This is a genomic window from Exiguobacterium sp. s43, assembly GCF_018617255.1.
Lineage (GTDB): Bacteria > Bacillota > Bacilli > Exiguobacteriales > Exiguobacteriaceae > Exiguobacterium > Exiguobacterium profundum.
Genome location: NZ_JACSJT010000001.1, coordinates 1,757,684 through 1,778,976 on the forward strand (window position 1 = coordinate 1,757,684; position 21,293 = coordinate 1,778,976).

At 49.7% G+C, this 21,293-nt stretch carries 21 protein-coding genes and 1 other RNA gene; 2 read left to right on the forward strand and 20 right to left on the reverse strand.

Going from position 1 to position 21,293, the window contains the following annotated elements; translation table 11 throughout:
* Nucleotides 1–23: 23 nt before the first annotated feature.
* The 14 genes from KNO79_RS09035 to KNO79_RS09100 all read right to left on the reverse strand — a co-directional run bounded on the left by KNO79_RS09035 (nucleotide 24) and on the right by KNO79_RS09100 (nucleotide 14,715).
* The gene (locus tag KNO79_RS09035) at nucleotides 24–1,556 is read right to left on the reverse strand and encodes a peptide ABC transporter substrate-binding protein (protein WP_214691115.1); all 1,533 of its coding nucleotides are present in this window, start codon (nucleotides 1,554–1,556) and stop codon (nucleotides 24–26) included.
* A 66-nt stretch (nucleotides 1,557–1,622) separates the two neighbouring features.
* The gene (gene fabF / locus KNO79_RS09040; RefSeq protein ID WP_074037435.1) at nucleotides 1,623–2,855 is read right to left on the reverse strand and encodes a beta-ketoacyl-ACP synthase II; all 1,233 of its coding nucleotides are present in this window, start codon (nucleotides 2,853–2,855) and stop codon (nucleotides 1,623–1,625) included.
* On the reverse strand, nucleotides 2,852–3,811 hold the full coding sequence (locus tag KNO79_RS09045) for a beta-ketoacyl-ACP synthase III (RefSeq protein ID WP_214691116.1): 960 nt from the start codon (nucleotides 3,809–3,811) through the stop codon (nucleotides 2,852–2,854). The genes fabF and KNO79_RS09045 overlap by 4 nt, the downstream gene beginning before the upstream one ends.
* Nucleotides 3,812–3,896: 85 nt before the next feature.
* Complete coding sequence (gene mtnN / locus KNO79_RS09050) at nucleotides 3,897–4,598, reverse strand: 5'-methylthioadenosine/S-adenosylhomocysteine nucleosidase (RefSeq protein ID WP_196430458.1); 702 nt, start codon at nucleotides 4,596–4,598, stop codon at nucleotides 3,897–3,899.
* A gap of 54 nt (nucleotides 4,599–4,652) precedes the next feature.
* Nucleotides 4,653–5,126 (reverse strand): transcription elongation factor GreA, encoded by a 474-nt coding sequence (gene greA, locus KNO79_RS09055; RefSeq protein WP_015881202.1) that lies wholly within the window; start codon nucleotides 5,124–5,126, stop codon nucleotides 4,653–4,655.
* Between the two features lie 67 nt (nucleotides 5,127–5,193).
* On the reverse strand, nucleotides 5,194–5,829 hold the full coding sequence (udk, locus tag KNO79_RS09060; protein WP_015881201.1) for a uridine kinase: 636 nt from the start codon (nucleotides 5,827–5,829) through the stop codon (nucleotides 5,194–5,196).
* Between the two features lie 16 nt (nucleotides 5,830–5,845).
* On the reverse strand, nucleotides 5,846–6,487 hold the full coding sequence (locus tag KNO79_RS09065) for an O-methyltransferase (RefSeq protein WP_074037439.1): 642 nt from the start codon (nucleotides 6,485–6,487) through the stop codon (nucleotides 5,846–5,848).
* A gap of 62 nt (nucleotides 6,488–6,549) precedes the next feature.
* Nucleotides 6,550–7,692, reverse strand: a complete 1,143-nt coding sequence (gene mltG / locus KNO79_RS09070; protein ID WP_084543099.1) for an endolytic transglycosylase MltG — start codon at nucleotides 7,690–7,692, stop codon at nucleotides 6,550–6,552.
* A 68-nt stretch (nucleotides 7,693–7,760) separates the two neighbouring features.
* Nucleotides 7,761–8,057 carry a DUF1292 domain-containing protein gene (locus KNO79_RS09075; RefSeq protein WP_015881198.1) on the reverse strand — a complete coding sequence of 99 codons (297 nt, stop codon included), beginning with the start codon at nucleotides 8,055–8,057 and terminating at the stop codon, nucleotides 7,761–7,763.
* Nucleotides 8,058–8,070: 13 nt separating this feature from the next.
* Nucleotides 8,071–8,493 carry a Holliday junction resolvase RuvX gene (ruvX, locus tag KNO79_RS09080; RefSeq protein ID WP_015881197.1) on the reverse strand — a complete coding sequence of 141 codons (423 nt, stop codon included), beginning with the start codon at nucleotides 8,491–8,493 and terminating at the stop codon, nucleotides 8,071–8,073.
* Nucleotide 8,494: 1 nt separating this feature from the next.
* Nucleotides 8,495–8,761, reverse strand: coding sequence for an IreB family regulatory phosphoprotein (locus tag KNO79_RS09085; RefSeq protein ID WP_015881196.1), 267 nt, complete (start codon nucleotides 8,759–8,761; stop codon nucleotides 8,495–8,497).
* Between the two features lie 37 nt (nucleotides 8,762–8,798).
* Nucleotides 8,799–11,441 (reverse strand): alanine--tRNA ligase, encoded by a 2,643-nt coding sequence (gene alaS, locus KNO79_RS09090; RefSeq protein WP_214691117.1) that lies wholly within the window; start codon nucleotides 11,439–11,441, stop codon nucleotides 8,799–8,801.
* 309 nt (nucleotides 11,442–11,750) lie between these two features.
* Complete coding sequence (recD2, locus tag KNO79_RS09095) at nucleotides 11,751–13,958, reverse strand: SF1B family DNA helicase RecD2 (RefSeq protein ID WP_251125229.1); 2,208 nt, start codon at nucleotides 13,956–13,958, stop codon at nucleotides 11,751–11,753.
* 70 nt (nucleotides 13,959–14,028) lie between these two features.
* Nucleotides 14,029–14,715, reverse strand: a complete 687-nt coding sequence (locus KNO79_RS09100) for a hypothetical protein (RefSeq protein ID WP_214691119.1) — start codon at nucleotides 14,713–14,715, stop codon at nucleotides 14,029–14,031.
* Between the two features lie 115 nt (nucleotides 14,716–14,830).
* Between KNO79_RS09100 and KNO79_RS09105 the strand changes: the two genes are divergently transcribed.
* Nucleotides 14,831–15,379, forward strand: coding sequence for a VOC family protein (locus KNO79_RS09105; protein ID WP_015881192.1), 549 nt, complete (start codon nucleotides 14,831–14,833; stop codon nucleotides 15,377–15,379).
* Nucleotides 15,380–15,440: 61 nt separating this feature from the next.
* Here the strand turns inward: KNO79_RS09105 and KNO79_RS09110 are convergent, their stop codons facing one another.
* The 4 genes from KNO79_RS09110 to cymR are packed head-to-tail and all read right to left on the reverse strand — an operon-like array spanning nucleotide 15,441 to nucleotide 18,794.
* Complete coding sequence (locus tag KNO79_RS09110) at nucleotides 15,441–16,223, reverse strand: tetratricopeptide repeat protein (protein ID WP_353048695.1); 783 nt, start codon at nucleotides 16,221–16,223, stop codon at nucleotides 15,441–15,443.
* Nucleotides 16,111–17,232 (reverse strand): tRNA 2-thiouridine(34) synthase MnmA, encoded by a 1,122-nt coding sequence (mnmA, locus tag KNO79_RS09115; RefSeq protein ID WP_214691120.1) that lies wholly within the window; start codon nucleotides 17,230–17,232, stop codon nucleotides 16,111–16,113. The genes KNO79_RS09110 and mnmA overlap by 113 nt, the downstream gene beginning before the upstream one ends.
* Nucleotides 17,233–18,369: a cysteine desulfurase family protein gene (locus KNO79_RS09120; RefSeq protein WP_159562007.1), complete on the reverse strand. Its 1,137-nt coding sequence runs from the start codon at nucleotides 18,367–18,369 to the stop codon at nucleotides 17,233–17,235.
* A 17-nt stretch (nucleotides 18,370–18,386) separates the two neighbouring features.
* Nucleotides 18,387–18,794, reverse strand: coding sequence for a cysteine metabolism transcriptional regulator CymR (cymR, locus tag KNO79_RS09125; RefSeq protein WP_147536788.1), 408 nt, complete (start codon nucleotides 18,792–18,794; stop codon nucleotides 18,387–18,389).
* A 60-nt stretch (nucleotides 18,795–18,854) separates the two neighbouring features.
* Here cymR and KNO79_RS09130 point away from each other — a divergent pair, with 60 nt between their 5' ends.
* Nucleotides 18,855–20,171 (forward strand): replication-associated recombination protein A, encoded by a 1,317-nt coding sequence (locus KNO79_RS09130; protein WP_074037449.1) that lies wholly within the window; start codon nucleotides 18,855–18,857, stop codon nucleotides 20,169–20,171.
* 12 nt (nucleotides 20,172–20,183) lie between these two features.
* Here KNO79_RS09130 and KNO79_RS09135 read toward each other — a convergent pair whose 3' ends face one another.
* Nucleotides 20,184–20,951 (reverse strand): tRNA threonylcarbamoyladenosine dehydratase, encoded by a 768-nt coding sequence (locus KNO79_RS09135; RefSeq protein WP_159562006.1) that lies wholly within the window; start codon nucleotides 20,949–20,951, stop codon nucleotides 20,184–20,186.
* A 96-nt stretch (nucleotides 20,952–21,047) separates the two neighbouring features.
* Nucleotides 21,048–21,234: non-coding RNA, 6S RNA (gene ssrS, locus KNO79_RS09140), on the reverse strand.
* Between the last annotated feature and the right edge of the window lie 59 nt (nucleotides 21,235–21,293).

Consider the following 21,293-nt stretch of genomic DNA (forward strand, 5'->3'; position numbering starts at 1 on the left):
GCCTACAGTGGCGGGCTTTTAGCTCAATTTTCGTATTTTTTTGCAAAGGTTAGGACATATGAAGGACCGGTGACCGGATATCCGATATGGTCATAACCTTTTTCGATCACATAAGAGCGTCCAGCTTGATAGATTGGCATAACAACAGCCTCTTCTAACAGCTGTGCCTCCGCTTCTCGGAAGATTTCATTTCGTTCTTCCAACCGATCCGTTGAGCGAGCCTGATCCATCAATTGATCATACGATTCGCTGGCATATCGACTCGAATTGAGGACATCGTTTGTTTCAAATTGAGTCAAATAGGCGGATAACATCGGATAGTCCGGTTGCCAGCCTGATAGAGAAAACGCATAATCCCCTGAGACTTCTTTCCTAACTTTTTCTCCTAAGGGGAGCTCGATAATGTTAACGGTCAAACCATCCAACTGTTCCAAATTCTTCTTTAATTTTGCGGAGATTTGACGCGCTTCGTCATCGACAAAGCTGAGCAGCTCGATTTCGAGTTCATCTTTCTTCAGCCGTTTCTTCACGGTGTCAAACAATTGGTCGGCGTTTCCTTCTAATTGTGCGATCGCATCCTCTTGGTCGATGACGAGTAATCGTTCTGTCGTCTGTTCCGCTCGCGCGAGTGAATCCTCGATTTCCGACCGCTCAAGCGTCAATGCGATGGCTTGTCGGAACGCTACATCATTAAACGGGGCTTTTTTAACATTCGGCTTTAAATAAAAGACTCCACTTCGTGGAACGTCCTGTACGTTCAAAATTTCCTCATCAATCGTGGAAACGTCAAAATCGTATGGGACGGGTTGCATCCCTGTCGCTTCCGTCAAGTTCGCTTCACTATTAATGGTAATCGTTTCAAGCGTGACCTGTTCAGCTTCTCGGTACGTTTCATTTTTATGTAACGAGATGGTCGTATCTCCGATTGCCTTGATTTTAAATGGACCGTTCGTCTCTAGCTCTTCCCATGCTTCCACATTTGGTTGAGGTAAAAATGCGGGCATCGCCAAAATCTGTTCGAACCCTTCCATCGGACGGACAAGAGTCAACTCGAGCGTCCGGTCATCGATTGCCTTGACCCCTAGCGTATCCGGTTCTTGTTGGCCAAGTCCGATTTCTTTTGCGGATTGAACATCTGCTAGTAAGAAGCTGAACGGTGAATTCGTATCAACGTCCACGAGTTTTTGGAAGTGATCGACGAATGTTTGCGCGTCAATCGCATTCCCTTCTGTCGTCACACTCTCTTTTAATGTGAATGTATAGACCGTTCCATCTTCGGATCGCTCTAACTTCTCAACGAGCGCTGGTTCGATGGACCCGTCTGCTCCGAATCGATACAGGCCTTCATAGAGATGGGACAGGATTGTTTGAGATGACGGATCGATTGCTAGCATGACATCCGGCTGAGTCGGAAGTGACTCCCCGTAAATCGTCAATTGTTGTTCTTCTACTGGTACTAGTTTGCGTGACTGCTCTCGTTGTTCGTTCCAAATAAATAAAAAAAGGATAAGGACTGAACCTAACAAGGCGGCCACGATGAATGATTTCTTTTTCATTCGTTGCACTCCTTTCTGTTAGACCAACCCTTATACCCTAACCTTTTTTGTGTGTTTTTTCTACCGTCAGTTCATCACTTTTGCAAATGCGAGTGTCGCATTGTGACCCCCGAAGCCGAGTGAGTTACTGAGTGCATAACGAATGTCAAGTTCCCGATTTCCTTCACGTACATAATCCAAATCACAGTCTGCTGCTGGTGATTCGCAGTTAATCGTTGGATGAATCTTGCCTTCGTGAATCGATAATGCTGTGATGACGGCCTCGACGCCACCTGCACCACCGAGAAGATGACCAATCATCGATTTTGATGAGTTGACGGCGAGCTTGTCAGCGTGTTCCCCGAACACTCGACGAATCGCTTTCGTCTCGAGCATATCGTTGAGTGGTGTACTCGTTCCATGCGCGTTGATGTATTGAACATCTTCTGGCGTGATTCCAGCATCACGAATCGCCTCACTCATCGCTTTTGATCCGCCCTCAGCTTCTGGTGACGGTGCTGTGATATGGTATGCATCCGAACTCATTCCATATCCGACAACTTCAGCGTACATTTTTGCCCCGCGTGCCAATGCGTGCTCATATTCTTCTAAAACGAGCACCCCAGCTCCTTCACCCATGACGAACCCGTCGCGATTCTCATCGAACGGACGGCAGGCCGTGTTCGGGTCTGGATTCGTAGATAGAGCTTTGTTCGAACAGAATCCTGCGAACGAGAGTGGTGTGATTGGCGCTTCCGCTCCACCTGCGAACATAGCGATGGCATCTCCACGTTGAATGACACGGAACGCTTCACCAATTGAGTTCGTCCCTGACGCACAAGCCGTCACGGAACAATTGCTCGGTCCTTTTGCTCCAAGATAGATAGATACTTGTCCGCTCGCCATGTTCGGAATCATCATCGGAATGAAGAACGGGCTGACGCGACGTGGTCCACGGTCATGCAAGATGGCCGACTGTTTGTCAATCGTCTCGACGCCACCAATTCCGCTCCCGATCCAAATCCCGACATCGTCCGCGATTGCTTTCACATCGAGTCCGCTGTCTTTATGGGCAGCGTCTGCCGCAAGTAAAGAATATTGGATGAAGGAATCCATCTTACGCGCTTCCTTCGGTTCGACTAAATGATCGATGTTCCATTCCTTCACTTCCGCCCCAACCTTGGCCGGATATTGACTGATGTCAATCTTTGTCAACGTATCAATCGCGTTATCCCCTTTTAACAGGCGATCCCACATTGTTGAGACATCGTTTCCTAATGGTGATACGACACCTAATCCTGTCACTACTACTCGTTTCATAAATGATTCCCCTCCGTAATGGTTGCGTGATTCCATGTCAGGCAGCTAGCCCCCCACGTGAGCCCAGCACCAAATCCTGCGATGACGACCGTTTGTCCATCTTGGATTTTGCCAGACTTGACCGCCTCGGCCAATGCGAGTGGAATGGAAGCTGCTGATGTATTCGCATGGTCTTGAATGGTCATGACAACTTTCTCTTCTTCTAAGTGTAAACGTTCCATCGCAGCGTCGATGATTCGACGGTTCGCCTGGTGTGGAACGAGGACATCAAGGTCCTCCAACGTCTTATCGGCTTTGTCCAGCGCCTCAAGCACGATTTCGGGCATCTTCCGAACGGCAAATTTGAAGACTTCACGACCGTTCATGACGATTTTACCTTCTTCATTTTCATACAGATGTTTGCCACCTGTCCCGTCACTTCCGAGCACAAGTGAGTCAATTGAAGCGATATCGTCTTCCCCGAGCACGACAGCCCCTGCCCCATCTCCGAAAAGGACAGCCGTCGATCGATCATCCCAATCAATCAGACTTCCCATCTTCTCTGCGCCGATGACGAGCGTCTTTTTAAATCCTTTTGAATCCATGAGACTCTTCGCCGTGTCCATTGCGAAGATGAAACCGCTACATGCCGCGCTCACGTCGAACGCCACGGCGGCTTTCGCGCCAAGATTCGCCTGAACCACACATGCAGTTGCCGGGAAGGCTGGCGCCGTTGCTGTCGCACAAACGATGGCTTCAATGTCGTCGATCGTGACGCCCGCACTCTGTAACGCCCGTTCAGCAGCGCGTGTCGCCATATCTGCGACTGTCATATCTTCTTCAGCCAAATGACGTGCTTCGATGCCTGTACGAGTACGAATCCACTCATCGCTCGTATCCATTCGTTTTTCTAAATCGATATTTGTCACCCGATTGTCCGGTAAGAACGATCCGATGCCGATGATTCCAATATTCATATCGTCGACCCCTATTCTTAGTATCTGGTACTAATATAAGGGAATAAAAAGAGGATGTCAATGCATCCTCCTCGTGTTGACTGGATTAAGCTTGTTCTAAACGCTTCGTGACAGCCATGACCATCTTCGCAGAGTTGATCGATGCTGTCTCCAAAAACTCGTCGAATGACAAGTTCGCTTCTTCGTCTGCACTGTCTGAAATCGAGCGTGTGACGACAAAAGGAATACCAAACTGATAGCACGTTTGAGCGATCGGGGCAGCCTCCATCTCGACCGCTGCGACGCCGTCGAAATGACCGAGGATGTCCGTCACGCGTTTCGAATCGTTGATGAACGAATCTCCCGTCACAATCAATCCCTGATGTACATTCACGTCCGGCAAGTTTTCAATGACATCTTTACAGACGCTGACGAGTTTGGCATCCGCCTCATACGCTGGCGGCATACCTGGTACTTGTCCGTACTCATAACCGAATGCCGTCACGTCGACATCGTGATGACGAACTTCCGTCGAGACGACGACGTCTCCGACTTTCATCCCTTTTTTAAAACCGCCGGCAGATCCTGTGTTGATGACGACGTCCGGTTTGAACTTATCAATCAAAAGTGTCGTGCCGATGGCAGCATTGACTTTCCCGATGCCTGACTTCAAGATGACGACTTGCATGTTACCAAGATAGCCCTCATAAAAATGATAGTTCGCGATTTCAGTATCTACTCGTTCTGTCAACTCGTTCCGAAGTAGATTCACTTCTTCTTCCATCGCGCCGATGATGCCTACTTTCATTCCGTTTCCTCCTCAGAAAGAGAGCGACTTCCGAATAGGAGGTCGCTCAACAATTTATTTGATTTCTTTAATTTCGACGACCATGTCGCCACCTGGTGTTTGGACCGTGACCACATCACCAATCGTACGTCCAAGAAGTGCCTTGGCGATCGGTGATTCGTTAGAGATTTTCCCTGTGAACGGGTCTGCCTCAGCTCCACCAACGATTGTATACGTTTCGTCTTCATTATCTTCTTGAATGAAGAACGTTACCGTCTTCCCGATTGAGACAACCGAGTTATCGCCTGCATCATCTTGAATGATGACCGCGTTACGGAGCATTTCTTCTAATTGTGCGATGCGTCCTTCGACCATCGCTTGTTCTTCTTTCGCCGCGTCATATTCCGCGTTCTCTGACAAGTCACCGAAATCACGAGCAATCTTAATATTTTCAACGACTTCTTTACGGCGGACCGTCTTCAGTTCGTTTAATTCATGTTCGATCTTCGCTTTTCCGTCTAACGTCATATAGTGTTGTTTTTCAGCCATTTCTGTCACTCCTTCATTGTCTCCTAGTATATTACAGCTAGGGTTGAATTGAAAACGATTTATTTCCTCACGCGCGATTGCGCTCAGTGAGCACCCAACGGATTTTGGTCACGAGTAAATCGATCGCGACAAAGTTTTCTCCGCCTTCAGGAACGATGATATCTGCATACCGTTTTGTAGGTTCACAGAATTGTAAGTGCATCGGACGCACCACATTTGTATATTGGGCAACGACCGAATCGATTGAACGTCCACGTTCATTCAAATCACGCTGCATACGACGCAAGATTCGAACGTCCGCATCTGTATCCACGAATACTTTGATATCCATCAGATCTCGTAAACGTGCATCTTCGAGTGCCAAGATCCCTTCGACGATGACGACATCGACGGGTTCGATTAAAATGGTTTCACTTGAACGCGTGTGGGCCGCATAGTCATAGACCGGCTTTTCAATCGCCTGATGTTGTTGTAACTGTTGGATATGTTCGATCAACAAATCGTTATCAAAGGCGAAGGGGTGGTCGTAGTTCGTCTTGTACCGCTCCTCCATGGTCATCTCTGATTGATCCTTATAGTACGCGTCTTGCTCGATCATGACGACCGATTGACCTTGAAACGCATCGACGAGCGCGCGGGCCACGGTCGTTTTTCCTGATCCGGTACCCCCGGCCACGCCAATAATGACGGGTTTATGTTGCATCAAAGTTAAGTCCTCCTCATCGTAATTTACGACTGATTGCTAGGCCATCACCAAGGGGCAAAATTGCAGTATGATAATCGGTCCGTGCCATCAATTGCTCAGTAAACTGTTTCACGAGACGCACGAGCCGGCGTCGGCGTCGGTCTAAGACCGATACATCCTCTAGCAAGACGTCTCCTCGTAAAAACAAATTATCGCTGTAAATCGTACCACCAATTGGTACTAAAGCGCCATACCCATCAAAAAATTTTTGATATTGTCCTTTTGCCGCATCAATAAATACGGCATCGAATTCACCTTCAATCGTTCCAATCAATTCGACGGCATCGCCGTGAACGAGCGTAATACGATCGCGCACGTCCGATCGATTGATGAATTCCGTCGCCTCTTCGAAACGGCGAGCATTCCGCTCGATTGTGACGATTTCTGCATCGGGTAACAATTCTGCCATGCGAATGGCACTATAGCCGATGGCCGTACCCACTTCGAGGATTCGGGTCGGCCGTTGCATCGCCAGTAAGGAGAGCAGCACTTCCGAACCCGTCAAATCCATGATTGGGACGTGATGAACACGCGCGAACGCCTCCATCTCCGTCAATAGCGGGGAGCGGTCATTGATTAGTTTTTCTACATATCCCTCATAGGATGCATGGTCCACTCGTTCCACCTCTTAACTCTCTTCATTCAAACGACCGGAAGCATCCGCTTCCGGTCGTCCCATCAATTACTGTTTGCTTCTTCAAACGCTTCCCATTCGGAACGGTACTTATTGACGTTTTGTTGGTGATCCTCATAGTCGACTTCGAACAAGACTTCCCCGTTCGGGAACCCTTCACGTGGAGGGCGTGCGTAGAAGTAAATGTTCTCAGTGTCGTTCGGATTAAGCACCGCTTCAAATGCGTCACGGCTCACGGCCGCAATCGGTCCAATCGGGATGCCTTCGTAACGATACGTGTTATATAAGGAATCGTTCTCCAAGTCCGCGAATGAAGTGAAAATCGATGTTTCCCCCGTTCCGTACCAGACGGTCGGGTCAGATTGTAATTTCATTCCGTCGTTTAAGCGATTCTCGAACACGCCAGCAATCTCTTTACGGTCTTCCGTTGACACCGCCTCTTTCTCGACAACGGATGCGAGCGCGAGCGTCTCATGGAACGTACGTCCTGAATCGGCTAAACGACCTTTGTATTCTTGATACATACTTTCGGTTGGTAGTAACATCTCGTCGATGATTTCATTGAGCGTTACGCCTTTATTGAATTCATATGTGGCTGGGAACAGGTATCCTTCAAGCGGATGATAGATGCCTTCCTGCAATACTTCTTCCGTCAACATTTCATGCTCGTTTACGAGAGACTGAATGTATTCACGGTCGCTCAACTGCTCAGAAATCTCTTCTTTCGGGATTTCGGCCACTTTCGCAAGTCTCGCAATCACCTGATCAATCGTGAATCCTTCTGGAATGACGAGCTTGATATCAGGGACCACAATGACTTTACCTGTTTGCAACGTTTCAATCAATTCATCGATTGATTGTGACGGAGATAACGTATACGTCCCCGCCTGGAACGACGATTCGTTCTTAAAGCGTGTATAGAAACGGAAAATCGTGCTACTCCTTACAAGCCCATTCTCTTCTAGTAATTCACCAATGTATCCCGAACCAGCACCGAGCGGGACTTCAATCTCGACCGTTTCAGTCGAAGTTGGGTCAATCGGTTCGATGGAACGCTTCACAAAGACATATGTGAGCGCCGACCCTGTGGCGATGACGAGAAGGAAGATGGCCAGGATGACAACCGTGATGCGACGGACGATCCGGTTGCGGGCACGTTTCTCATCTGACATAGATGGATGATTCATGCATTTCTCCCCTGTTCTTTTTATAAAGAGAGGCGACGAGGGATGTTCCCTAGTCGCCCGTCCCCTATTTAGTCTAGACCGACTTCGTCATTGACGATGTCGAATGCTTCCATGACCTCATCGAAGTCTTCATCGTCTTCGACGAGCTTCAAGATGAATTCGCCATCTTCAAGTTCTTCAATTTCAAATGCGTATACTTCAATCGTATCTTCATCTTCTGTCTCTGGTGCGCCAACCGGTTCGAGTACGACAAACGTCTTTTTCGAACGGTCGCTCGTCATACGGAAAATTTCTGCAAATAAATGTTCGTCTCCATTTTCGTCTGGAATACGGTACATTTCTTCTTCACGACGGATTTCTGCCATGAGAGATTCCTCCTTATTTCCCGGAACGATCCAGGTAGTTTTGTAAAATCATCACGGCCGCCATCTTGTCGATGACCGCTTTTCTCTTTTTGCGGCTGACATCTGCTGAAATGAGCATCCGTTCCGCTTGCATCGTCGTTAATCGTTCATCCACCAACACGCAAGGTAAACCCGTCTGTTCTGTGAACGCCTCGGCAAATGCCTCGGACGCCTCACCACGCGGGCCGACTGTCCCATTCATGTTTTTCGGATGACCGACGACGACTTCTTTCACATCGTACTGCTCGATAAACGGACGAAGGAGACGGACGGCTTCATCAAAGTCAGGTTCGGTCCAGTAGACCGTCTCCACACCTTGCGCCGTCCATCCCATCAGGTCACTCACCGCGACACCAATCGTCTTCGATCCGACATCGAGTCCCATGACTCGCTTCATATTAATCCTCTCTACGATCGTTCAAATACGATTTGACCAACTCTTCGAGAAGTTCATCCCGCTCAATTTTGCGAATCAAGTTTCGCGCATCATTATGACGTGGAATGTAGGCAGGGTCACCTGACAGTAAGTATCCCACGATTTGATTGATCGGTTGATAACCTTTTTCCTCGAGTGCTTGATATACCGTAATCAGCGTCTCACGTGTGTTAGCACGTTGATCATCTTCTGGAAAATTGAATTGCATCGTGCGATCCATTTGGCTCACAAGAATCCACCTCTTTCCGTTTGCACTTCACACTCTATTATGCCAGTGATTCGACGTAATGTGAAGCAAACTTCAATGCTTCGTCCAGTTTTGTTGCATCACGGCCACCTGCTTGTGCCATGTCTGGACGACCGCCACCACCACCACCGCAGCGTGTCGCGACTTCTTTAATCAGTTTTCCGGCATGGAAGCCACGATCGTTCAAGTCTTTCGTCACACCTGCGACGAGGTTGACCTTCTCACCGTTCGCCGAACCAAGGATAATCACGGCAGAACCGAGTTTCCCTTTCAAGTCGTCGACCATACTGCGAAGGGCATCCATATCTTGTCCATCGACGCGTTTCGCAATCAATTGAACGCCACCAATCGTTTCGATTGCATCCGTTAATGAAGATGCCTCGATGTTGGCAAGCTTCGCTTTAAGCGATTCTGAAGCACGCTCGACTTCTTTGATTTCAGCTTGAAGTGCTTGAACGCGTGCAGGAACTTCAAGTGGTTTCGTCTTCAACAACTTCGCTACTGCTTCAAGCGTCTCGATTTGCTGGTTCATCACTTCGTATGCGCCAGCTCCTGTGACCGCTTCGATGCGACGTGTCCCGGCGCCAATCCCTGATTCAGACAAGATTTTAAAGAGTCCGATTTCAGCCGTGTTGGAGACGTGAATCCCACCACAAAGCTCAACCGAGTAATCACCTGCTGATACGACCCGAACGACATCACCATATTTCTCGCCGAAGAGTGCCATCGCACCTTTTGCTTTCGCATCCGCAATGTTCATTTCTTCGATGTCGACACCGATTGATGCCCAAATTTTCTCGTTCACTTGACGCTCAATCGATTGAAGCTCTTCAGATGTCACTTGACCGAAGTGTGAGAAGTCAAAACGGAGACGATCTGGTGTCACGAGTGAACCCGCCTGGTTGACGTGCTCCCCGAGCGTATCTTTGAGTGCACGATGCAAAAGGTGCGTCGCCGTATGGTTTTTGACGATGGCTTGACGCGATGCCTGGTCGACAGTGGCTGTGACGGCTACTTCCGCTTTCGCCACACCTGACTCGACCGTGACTGTATGCAAGTTCTGTCCGTTTGGCGCTTTCGACACATCTTTCACGCGAAGAAGGAAGTCTTCTCCGACGATTTGTCCTTTATCACCGATTTGACCGCCACTCTCAGCGTAAAATGGTGTCTGATCGAGGATGACTTGTGCCTCTTCCCCTGCAGCGACGACGTCAGCGAGTTCGCCGTTGTGAATCAAGCTGATGATTTTTGCGTTCGTCTCAAGGTTGTTATAACCGAGGAATGTCGACGGCATCGTGATGTCTGCAAGCACACCCGACTGAATCTGCATCGATTCTACGTCAGCACGCGCTTGACGTGCACGTTCACGTTGCTCGTTCATCGCTTCTTTGAAACCATCTTCATCGACCGTCATCTGATGGTCTTCTGCGTATTCGATTGTCAATTCGAGCGGGAAGCCATACGTGTCATAAAGACGGAATGCATCTTGACCGCTGATCACGTTTGACCCAGCAGCTTTTTGTGCTTTCGCAACTTCGTTCAAAATTGCGAGACCGTCATTCAACGTTTCGTGGAAACGCTCTTCCTCGTTCTTGATGACTTTCTTGATGAAGTCTTTCTTCTCGTTCACTTGCGGGTAGAAGTCGACCATGATGTCTCCGACGACATCGACGAGCTCATACATGAACGGACGCTCGATTCCTAGCATCTTCGCATAACGTACAGCACGGCGGAGAAGACGACGGAGGACATAGCCACGTCCTTCGTTCGATGGAAGTGCCCCGTCACCGATTGCGAACGATACTGTACGAATATGGTCCGCGATGACTTTGAACGCAACGTCTTTGCTACTGTCTTGACGGTATACGTCGCCACTGATTTTTTCAGTTTCACGAATGATCGGCATGAAGAGGTCGGTATCGAAGTTTGTCGGTACGTCTTGAAGGACGCTCGCCATCCGCTCGAGTCCCATCCCTGTATCAATGTTTTTGCGCGGAAGCTCTGTATAGTTTCCGTGTCCGTCATGGTTATATTGGCTGAACACGATGTTCCAGATTTCAAGGTAACGCTCGTTCTCCCCACCCGGATAAAGTTCAGGGTCTGTCGGGTCGTCCCCGAATGCTGGACCACGGTCAAAGAAGATTTCCGTGTTCGGACCAGATGGACCTTCACCGATTTCCCAGAAGTTATCTTCTAGCGGGATGATGCGGTCAGCTGGCATGCCGAGGTTCAACCAAATTTGTTTTGATTCTTCATCGTCCGGGTGAATCGTGACGGAGAGACGGTCCGGGTCGAGTCCGTACCATTCGTCGCTCGTCAACAGTTCCCAACCCCATGTGATCGCTTCTTCACGGAAGTATTCACCGACTGAGAAATTTCCGAGCATCTCGAAGAACGTATGGTGACGCGCTGTCTTCCCGACGTTCTCGATATCGTTCGTACGAATCGATTTTTGAGCGTTGACGATACGTGGGTTCGATGGAATCACACGTCCATCAAAGTATTTCTTCAATGTCGCAACACCTGAGTTGATCCACAACAAAGTCGGATCTTCAACCGGTACAAGTGAAGCACTCGGCTCCACGCTGTGCCCTTTTGATTTGAAGAAATCTAAGTACATTTGGCGAATCTGTGCGCCAGTCAATGATTTGAGCGGTTTCATGAACAATTCCTCCTTATTTCTGAACGAAACGAAAAAAAGCGATGCCTGCCCCTGTGGAAAGGGACGAAAGCATCGCTTCGTGGTACCACCCTCGTTCGCACGGTATATACCGTGCCTCGAACATCCGTTAACGTGGATGAGGCGCCCAGGTTGAGTGGGGACTCCAGAATAGCTTCGGTCGGCCGACCCCCATCTTCTCGCAGCCTAGGAAGATGTCTCTGTAGAGGTGGTGACGACGTACTCATTTCCTTCATCGTCTGTATCGTTTCAGTTGTCTATTCGTCATTATCACACGCGTTCGGAAAGACGTCAAGACTTCCCGCCTAAGCGCTCGACCAATTTTGTCCGTCGCACCGGCTCCTCTTCTCGCGTCGCCGCCTCGAGCGCACGCACGTCACCAAACAAGAGTAAACTCTTCTTCGCCCGAGTCACAGCTGTATAAATCAAGTTGCGCGACGATCGGAATCCTCCGTTGAAGAAGACCGGCATGAGAACGATTGGGAACTCGGAACCTTGTGACTTATGGATCGTGATGGCGTAGGCATGGGTGAACTGGTCCCATTCACTACGGTTGTACTCGACTTCTGTCTGGTCGAATCGGATATAAATCTTGTCGACCTTATCGACATTTTCCTTCGCGTAGAAGATGTTCGTGATTTCCCCGATGTCCCCGTTATAGACGTTCTCCTCGGCGTTGTTGACGAGTTGTAGCACTTTATCACCGTTTCGGTAAATGCGCGTCCCATGCTTCACTTCACGGGCACTTGATTTTGGATTGAATACGTTTTGAAGTGCTTCATTCAGTCCGTCAATTCCACATACCCCTCGATACGTCGGTGCGAGCACTTGAATATCAAACGGTGAATATCCTTTTCGGAGAGCCGCTCCTGCCATCTGACAAATCGCTTGAAGTGCCGTCTCCTGATTCGCCGTATAGAAGCGCCGGTCCGGCAGTGAAGCCAACAAATCTTCTGGCATCTTTTTGGCGTTCAAGGAATGGGCAAGTCGGAGGATGCTCGATTCCGACGCCTGACGGTGGACGACGTCGAGGCGGACGACCGGAATCCCTTCTGTCGCCATCAAATCGGCAAGTACTTGCCCCGGTCCGACAGACGGGAGCTGATCGCGGTCTCCAACGAACAAGATTTTCATGCCGTTCGGTACCGCCTTGAGCAAGCTTCGGAACAAGAAGATGTCAATCATCGACGCCTCATCGACGATGAGCACTTTCCCGACAAGCGGATTCGTCTCATCGACTTGGAACGAACTACCGTCGAACTTTAACAGCCGATGAATCGTCGAGGCCGGTAGCCCGGTCGACTCACTGAGGCGTTTCGCCGCTCGACCCGTCGGTGCGGCCAAGACGAACGGGAACGGTTGGTTCGGAACGGGTTCTAACTTCCAATCGAAGACATCGCTGAGTGCATGAATGATGCCTCGAACGACCGTCGTCTTCCCGGTACCCGGTCCACCGGTAAGAACCATGAGCGGTGACTTGAGAGCGAGTTCGATGGCTTCTCGCTGTTGAGTGGCATATTCAATCGAGAACATTTCCTCGACACGTCCGACCGCGTCAAAGATGGTCGTCATGTCCACGTCCTCTGTCGTCGATGTCGCCATGATTCGGGCCAACTCTTCTGCCGCCTTCCGTTCGGCACGGAAGACACGGGGATGATAGACGACCCCATCCTCGATGACGACCCGTTCTTCTTTAGCGAGCGATTCGAGCGCCGTGACGAGCGCATCACCCGGATCAGCCCCGATGATTCGAGGCATCTCGGCTTCGAGTTGTTCCGCCGTCACGTAGAGATGACCGTTCCCTTGCTCGAGTTCTAATACGTACAGCACGGCTGCCGCGATGCGTTCAGGATGAATGCCTTGAATCCCAAAATGTGCCGCGATGGCATCCGCCGTCTTGAATCCAATCCCCTGTACGTCGTACATGAGCGCATACGGATTCTTCTCAATCGTCTCCATCGCCCGTCCTTCATACTCTTTATGAATTTTCGAGGCGAGACGTGGCGTCACGTCGAATGGAGCGAGAAACAAAAGCAACTGATCGACCCCATATAAAACGTTCAGGCGTTCGGTGATCACACGCGCCTGCTTTTCTTTCAATCCGTCTACCTCAGACAGGATACTCGGATGTTTGACGATTTGATCGATACAATCGTCTCCAAGAGAATCCGCAATCTTTTGCGCCGTCTTTTGACCGATTCCGGGAAAAGACCCGTTCGTCAAAAAGCGGACGGCTGCACGTTTCGTCATCGGGACGACACGACGAATCCAATCCGCTTTCATCTGTTTCCCAAATCGAGGATGGTCAACGAGACGACCGTGCGCCTTATACGTCTCGCCTTTTTCGATGCCGACTCCGACGCCAGCGATGACCATCTCGGTCTCATCCGTCTCAAAATTCTTTTCTTTAATACGTACGAGCGCAATCGTATGCGCCTCTTCTTCTGATTGAAACAGGACTCGAATGACTTTTCCAGTCAACTCATAAGGTGCTGCCATCATATCCGACACCTCCAGCTATTTTTCCATCATCCATTATAGCCCGAGATGAATCGATTGAACAAATGCCCTAATTAAACAGGTTTAAGATTTGCTCGATTCGGTCGAGATCGACGACTTCCAAAATACGTATCAACTGTTCGATATCGACCCGGTCCAAAATGCGCTCAACCTGATCCAAGTCCACTTCTTCAATTAATCTCTGAATCCTGTCCAAGTCACCAGATGCCTGATATGCCTCGAGTTTTGTGAAGAGCTCGGTCTTCTCGATTCGAATCGAGTCCTCAAGCATCCCTCTCGCCCCAAATAGGACGAGACCGATGACAGCCAACTGAATCAACCAGTTCGTCACGACTTTCCAGAATGGAACGGTCTGATGGATGAACGGAATGAGCGGAATGAACGTTACTTGAAGGAATATGATCCCGACTTGAACATACACGTTTGGAATGAGAAATCCGAGTAATGCCAGAATCAATGGAACGAGCCACCCCACACCGACATGTTCAGATGTATGTTGCCAAGACTTTTGCTCACTGTACACATAGTGAACTGTCCATCCGACGAGAAGGAGCGCTATGAATAAAAGAAGGATTAACGTTAAGAGTCCACGTGGTTCAACGACCACTTGATACAAAATCGTATTCGTCCATTTTCCGTCTGCCAATCGTTCATTTACCGATTCAAATAATTGATTCAACCACACGTACTCGACAATGAAAAACAAAATGACGCTGACCATGCTGAATTTTCGCAAGCCACTCGACCTCCTTCTATAGGTTGTCATTCCCCCACTTCAATACTGCTAGTCGCGTTTTTGATTCAAAGAAACGGGGAACTGTTCGAATGACACATTGAAGGAGGAATCATCTATGGGCAAACGAATTCCAGTAAGCGGATTATGCGAACTCGTGTTAGAAGTGACAGATATGAACGAAGCTGTAGCTTTTTGGCATGAAAAATTAGGTCTTCCTGTCGTCGAACAATGGGTCGGAGACGATGCGGAGCCGAGTGAATCACAAGAGCAGGCGAACGAGCCGTGGGCAACATGGCTTTATATCGGTGGGAACACACGGTTAGGTCTTTGGTTGAAGCGCGACTTTACGGAAGAAGAGGATGCGAACCGTAAACAGGACGTGACGGAATGGGACACGCTCTATGATGAAGGTGGCGTCCACGTCCACTGTGCGTTCTTCGTTCCGATGGAGTCGTTTGAACAGGCTCTCGAAATCTTAGATGAGACCGATGTCCCTGTTAAACTTCGGACGTGGGACGAAGATGAGACGAAGAATGGGAAAGAACGCTCGGCGTACTTCAAAGACCCGAGCCATAACATCATCGAACTGTATACGAAAAATATGGACGAAGCATACGGCGAGTTTGCCGGAGAACCCGTCAAAATCACAACGAAGCAACTTTGATTGCGATAACTAAAGAAAGTGCCATCGCTCAATCGCGATGGCACTTTCTTGTTCATACGTTTCAGTTTCCAAGCAGCGCATCCATCTTCGTGATGGCGTCACGCGCAAGTTCATGATCCGGTTGCATCTCCAAGACGCGTTGAAGCTCAGCGTACGTTCGTTCCTGGTCACCCAAGAACGCATATGCGATTGCCAAGTTGTAACGGGCATCCGTATGGCTCGCATCGAGATCGAGCGTCTCTTCTAGCGCAACGACCGCCTCTTCGAGCTGTTCACTCTGTGCGAGTGCAAGTCCGTATTGGAACGTGATCTCCACGTCTTCTGGCGATTGTTTTTTCGCTTCACGCAAGCGTGGCATCGCTCGAACGAAATCACCCATCGCCTTATACGTCAACCCGAGCATGAAATGAAGATCAGCATCATCCATCCCAGAAAGGAGCGCTTGGCGAAGCGACGCCTCCGCTGACTCCAATTGCTCGAGTTCATAGGCAAGTGCACCTTTCGCGTAGTGAGCGGCACCGAACGATCCATCGAGTTCAATCGCTTTGTCATAGAAGATGACGGCACGATCGTAATCGTTGATCGCCTGGAGCAATGTCCCCATGTTGACGAAACCAGTCGGGTCCGTCGGGTTCGCTTCGATGGCCTCATTGAAATGTTTGGCCGCCTGTTCGAATTCACCTTGCTGCATCGCTTGGATGCCTTGTTCGTTTGCGTTCATATCAATCACCTCATCCGATATAGTCGAGTCGTTTTCCGTTTCGATACGCTTCGTCAATCGTTGCCCCACCGAGACAGATGTCGCCATCATAGAAGACGACCGCTTGTCCTGGCGTGATGGCACGTTGTGGCTCATCGAACTTGACGAGGACCTCGCCATTTTCGAGCGGAGCGATCGTGACCGGGACATCTTGTTGGCGATAACGGAACTTCGCCGTCGCCCGGAACTCTCCTGATGAAGCAGCTCCCGTCCATGATAGTTTCGAAGCAAGCAGCGCATCTGAGTAGAGCGCGTCGTGATGGAACCCTTGTCCGACGAACAAGACGTTGTTCTCAACATCTTTCCCGACGACGAACCAAGGATCACCGTCGCCACCGATTCCGAGACCGTGACGTTGTCCGAGTGTATAATACATCAACCCGTCGTGACGTCCTTTGACGACGCCATCGAGCGTCCGCATTTCACCAGGCTGTGATGGAAGGTATTCCGACAAGAATTCTTTAAAGTTCCGTTCACCGATAAAGCAGATTCCCGTCGAATCTTTCTTCTTCGCCGTCGCGAGTCCTGCCTCTTCGGCAATCGCACGTACATCTTTCTTGTCCATATGACCAATGGGGAACATCGTCCGCGCGAGCTGGTCTTGTGACAATTGGTTCAAGAAATACGTTTGGTCTTTGTTATCGTCTTTTCCTCGTAACAAACGATGCTCACCATCAACATATTTCACTTGCGCATAGTGTCCAGTCGCGACAAAATCGGCACCGAGTCGAAGCGCATGGTCGAGGAATGCTTTGAATTTGATTTCTTTGTTACACATGACGTCCGGGTTCGGCGTCCGACCGAGACGATATTCCGCTAAGAAATATTCAAAGACGTGGTCCCAATATTCTTTTTCAAAGTTGACCGCATAGTAAGGAATCCCGATTTGGTTCGCCACGGCGATGACGTCTTCATAGTCCTCTGTCGCCGTACACACACCGTTCTCGTCCGTGTCATCCCAGTTTTTCATAAAAATTCCGATGACGTTATACCCTTGTTCTTTTAACACATGGGCCGTCACCGATGAATCGACGCCACCTGACATCCCGACGACGACCGTCGTCTCTTCAGGGGCTTTCGTGCGTAAATTCATCTATCTCACTCCGTTCATAAATGTCGAGACGACTTCTTCTAGTCGCTCCGCGAGCCGTTTCGCGTCCTCGACCGAGTTACCGTGGCCAAAACTGATTCGAACAGACTGACGCGTCCGCTCTGAATCCCCGTACATCGCCGACAATACATGGGACGGTTCGACCGACCCCGCCGTGCAGGCGCTCCCGCTCGAAATCGCCATGCCCCGCATATCCATCATGATGAGGAAAGGTTCAAGGTCAATTCCAGGGAGGTATAAGTTCACGATGTGAGGTAAACGATTCGACCCGTTCACCTCATAAGTTACGCCTAGTTCGTCAAGACGTTGACGCAGTGCCAAATCGAGCGAAGCATAAAGAGTCACTCGGTCCTCACGCTCTGCCATGACGAGTTCAGCTGCTTTTTGGAATCCGACGGCACCCGGAACATTTTCCGTGCCGGCTCGACGTTTACGTTCTTGTTGTCCACCAAAAGAACGTGACGCTAATTTTACACCTGTTTTCATGAAAAGAAAACCGATACCTTTTGGCCCATTCACTTTATGTGCGGACGCCGACAATAAATCGACATGAATACGTTTCACATCAATTTCTTCTGTACCGAGCGCTTGTACCGCATCCGTATGGAAGAGAGCCTGATGGTCTTGTAACAACTCCCCGATTTCTTGAATCGGTTGGCGCGTTCCGACCTCGTTGTTGCCGTACATAACCGATACGAGAATCGTATCCTCACGTAACGCTGATCGGAACGTTTCTATATCTACAGCTCCCGACTCATCAACATCGAGATACGTGACGTCGAAGCCCTCACGCTCAAGTTGCTCCATCGCGTGAAGAACGGCGTGGTGCTCGACTTTTGTCGTAATGATATGTTTGCCTTTTTCTTGATGGGCATATGCCGCACCGAACAAGGCATAGTTATCCGACTCCGTCCCACCTGACGTAAAGACGATCTCGTTCGGTGAAGCACCAATCCACTTCGCGAGGACGCGACGTGACGAATCGAGCGCCGCCCGGGCGTTACGTCCAATTCCGTGGATGCTCGACGCGTTCCCGTACGTCTCTAAAAAGTACGGTGTCATCGCTTCGAGGACTTCTGGTCGCATCGGTGTCGTCGCAGCGTGATCAAAATAGTTCATCTAAGGTCACCTCATTATTAAATATAAAACATGTAGCCGTCTGACTCTTCTTCAGCGAGGTCCGCGAGTGTCGTTTCGTCAAGGACGGTATCGATGGCTTCTTTGATTTTATCCCAAAGCTTGCGTTTCACCGCATCATCTGCTTCAGATTCTTCGACGATGGCTAAAGGTCCCTCGAGCAAGCGAATGATTTCACCTGCTGTCACTTCTTCTGCCGGTTTGACGAGCTGATAGCCGCCGTACGCACCCCGTACACTCTTGACGAGTCCCCCGTTGCGGAGTGGACCGATCAATTGCTCCAAATAATGCTCCGGCAACTCATGGCGTGCGGCAATCTTCTTTAAACTGAGCGGCTTGTTATCTGTCTCACGCGCCAACGCAATCATAATCGTTAAGCCATAGCGGCCCTTTGTAGATATTTTCATCTTCAAGTCTCCTTCTGTTATACTAATCGAACAAACGTTTGTCGAAAGGAATGGTTACGTATGCCTGATTTATTTCATCAATCGAATGGCGGACCGCTCGCCAATCGGATGCGCCCCGAAACATTAGATGACGTTATCGGACAGCGCCATATCATCGGCGAGGGCAAGCTACTTCGTCGTGCCATCGAAGCCGATCGACTCGGTACGATTATCCTATATGGTCCACCTGGCACCGGTAAGACGACACTTGCCCGTGTTATTTCGAATTACACGAAAGCGACATTCGTCCAATTGAACGCCGTCACAGCAAAACTCGATGAATTGCGGAACGTCATTCGTGAAGCGGAGTCCCGCTTCGACTATGAAGACGAACGGACGATTCTCTTTTTAGATGAGATCCACCGGTTCAATAAGCTCCAACAAGACGCGCTCCTTCCTGCCCTTGAGTCTGGAAAGCTCGTCCTCATCGGAGCGACGACCGAAAACCCGAGTTTTGAAGTAAACGCCGCACTCCTGTCACGCGCGACCGTATTTCGACTCGAGCCACCTGGTGCTGAAGAGTTACGTGCCGTCCTTGAGCGGGCGCTACACGATTCACGTGGTCTCGGAAATTATCCGGTCAAAATGGATGAAGCTGCTGCAGACCATTATATCAAAATGGCGGATGGTGACTACCGTGTCCTATTGAACGCACTCGAACTCGCCGTCTTGACAACGCCTGAGGTGGACGGAGAGATTCATATCACGCTAGAGGTCGCGGAAGAGTCGATTCAACAGAAGTCAATCAAATACGATAAGACGGGCGACCGACATTACGATGTCATTTCGGCGTTTATCAAATCGATTCGGGGGTCTGACCCGGATGCCGCGCTATACTGGCTAGCCGTCATGATTGAGGCTGGCGAATCTCCGCGATTCATCATGCGTCGTTTATACGTCCATGCCGCCGAAGATATCGGAATGAGCGACCCGAACGCACTTCTCATCGTCGATGCAGCAGCACGAGCGAGCGAGTACATCGGTTTTCCGGAAGCTCGCATCCCAATCGCAGAAGCCGTTCTCTATTTGGCAACCGCTCCAAAATCAAATGCGGTCATCACCGCCATCGACAAGGCGCTTCACCACGTCCGGACAGTCGAGGGAGGCCCTGTGCCCGTACATCTCCGGGATGCCCATAGTCCAGGAGCACGTGAACTCGGGAACGGGGTCGGATACAAGTATCCACATGACGAAAAAGACGGGTTCGTCCCTCAAAACTATTGGCCAGAAAACTTGGCTAGAAAACGACCAAATTACTATAAACCGACGCCACGTGGATTCGAGCAACAAATTCAAAAACGGCTCGATTATTGGGAAAAACGACGCGACTCGAAATGAGCCAGCGTCGTTTTATTTTTGGATGCGGTTGATTTCGACGCCCGCTTGTTCGAGCAAGTCATTGATGACGTATCCCGCAGCGACAAGTCCTGCAACCGATGGGACGAACGCGTTCGAGCTCGGTGGCATCTTCGCTTTACGGATCGGTGCATCTTTCTTCCCGACGACCTCGTTCACGTCCTCGCGTGTCACGATTGGAGATTCGTCCGAGAAGACGACCGGGACGCCTTTGTAGATTTTCTCTTTACGTAGACGAGTACGGACCATCTTCGCAATCGGGTCATATGACGTATCTTTAATGTCGACGACCTTGATGCGTGTCGGATCCATCTTATTCGCCATCCCCATGCTTGAGATGACCGGGATGCCGCGACGCTTACATTCTACGATTAAATGAATCTTATAGATGATCGTGTCTGACGCATCGATGACGTAGTCGATGTTTTGAGCGAAGAACTCTTCATATGTCTCTTCTGTATAGAACATCTTCAATTGGACGAGGTCTAAGTCCGGGTTGATGTCGAGGAGACGTTTCCCCATCGCTTCGACTTTCGGTTGACCGACCGTCGACAATAGTGCGTGGATTTGTCGGTTGACGTTCGTGATGTCGATATCATCTTTATCGACGAGGACGATGCGTCCGACGCCACTGCGCGCAAGTGCCTCGGCCGCAAATGAGCCGACACCGCCGACGCCTAAAATCGCGACCGTTTTATTCTTTAAAGCATCAAGGCCTTCAGAGCCGATGGCCAATTCATTTCGTGAAAACTGGTGTAGCATATTTCTTCCTCCAACTAATTCTATTTTCTCATACTATTTTACTCGGAATTATATTCAAAAAAAAGACGTCTCGCGACGTATTTACAAAAAAAATCGATGGGGCCCGGAGTGCCGTGACGATGCCTTGCTTTTGAACCTGCGTATGCAGGTGGGTGACCTAGCGTTTCCTTCACAAGTCCTCCTGCACGTGATGAGGCAGTTGATCTGGTTAGCAGTTCGGTCTCCCGTATTCAAAGTGTTGGCTCAAAATAACGAAGGCGGCTCTCGTACACCTCAGGTATCCCATCTGTTGATTTAACTATAGCGTTTCTGTAAAAAGAAGTCAATGAGAAACGCCGACTT

Excerpts from the sequence above, each read along its gene's own strand:
- KNO79_RS09045 (WP_214691116.1), bottom strand. The coding sequence starts at position 3,811 with ATGAATATTGGAATCATCGGCATCGGATCGTTCTTACCGGACAATCGG.
- alaS (WP_214691117.1), bottom strand. The coding sequence starts at position 11,441 with ATGAAACCGCTCAAATCATTGACTGGCGCACAGATTCGCCAAATGTAC.
- cymR (WP_147536788.1), bottom strand. The coding sequence starts at position 18,794 with ATGAAAATATCTACAAAGGGCCGCTATGGCTTAACGATTATGATTGCG.
- mltG (WP_084543099.1), bottom strand. The coding sequence starts at position 7,692 with ATGAATCATCCATCTATGTCAGATGAGAAACGTGCCCGCAACCGGATC.
- KNO79_RS09035 (WP_214691115.1), bottom strand. The coding sequence starts at position 1,556 with ATGAAAAAGAAATCATTCATCGTGGCCGCCTTGTTAGGTTCAGTCCTT.
- fabF (WP_074037435.1), bottom strand. The coding sequence starts at position 2,855 with ATGAAACGAGTAGTAGTGACAGGATTAGGTGTCGTATCACCATTAGGA.
- KNO79_RS09130 (WP_074037449.1), top strand. The coding sequence starts at position 18,855 with ATGCCTGATTTATTTCATCAATCGAATGGCGGACCGCTCGCCAATCGG.
- KNO79_RS09105 (WP_015881192.1), top strand. The coding sequence starts at position 14,831 with ATGGGCAAACGAATTCCAGTAAGCGGATTATGCGAACTCGTGTTAGAA.
- recD2 (WP_251125229.1), bottom strand. The coding sequence starts at position 13,958 with ATGGCAGCACCTTATGAGTTGACTGGAAAAGTCATTCGAGTCCTGTTT.
- ruvX (WP_015881197.1), bottom strand. The coding sequence starts at position 8,493 with ATGAAGCGAGTCATGGGACTCGATGTCGGATCGAAGACGATTGGTGTC.
- KNO79_RS09120 (WP_159562007.1), bottom strand. The coding sequence starts at position 18,369 with ATGAACTATTTTGATCACGCTGCGACGACACCGATGCGACCAGAAGTC.
- KNO79_RS09075 (WP_015881198.1), bottom strand. The coding sequence starts at position 8,057 with ATGGCAGAAATCCGTCGTGAAGAAGAAATGTACCGTATTCCAGACGAA.
- greA (WP_015881202.1), bottom strand. The coding sequence starts at position 5,126 with ATGGCTGAAAAACAACACTATATGACGTTAGACGGAAAAGCGAAGATC.
- KNO79_RS09135 (WP_159562006.1), bottom strand. The coding sequence starts at position 20,951 with ATGCTACACCAGTTTTCACGAAATGAATTGGCCATCGGCTCTGAAGGC.
- mnmA (WP_214691120.1), bottom strand. The coding sequence starts at position 17,232 with ATGAATTTACGCACGAAAGCCCCTGAAGAGACGACGGTCGTCGTCGGG.
- udk (WP_015881201.1), bottom strand. The coding sequence starts at position 5,829 with ATGCAACATAAACCCGTCATTATTGGCGTGGCCGGGGGTACCGGATCA.
- mtnN (WP_196430458.1), bottom strand. The coding sequence starts at position 4,598 with ATGAAAGTAGGCATCATCGGCGCGATGGAAGAAGAAGTGAATCTACTT.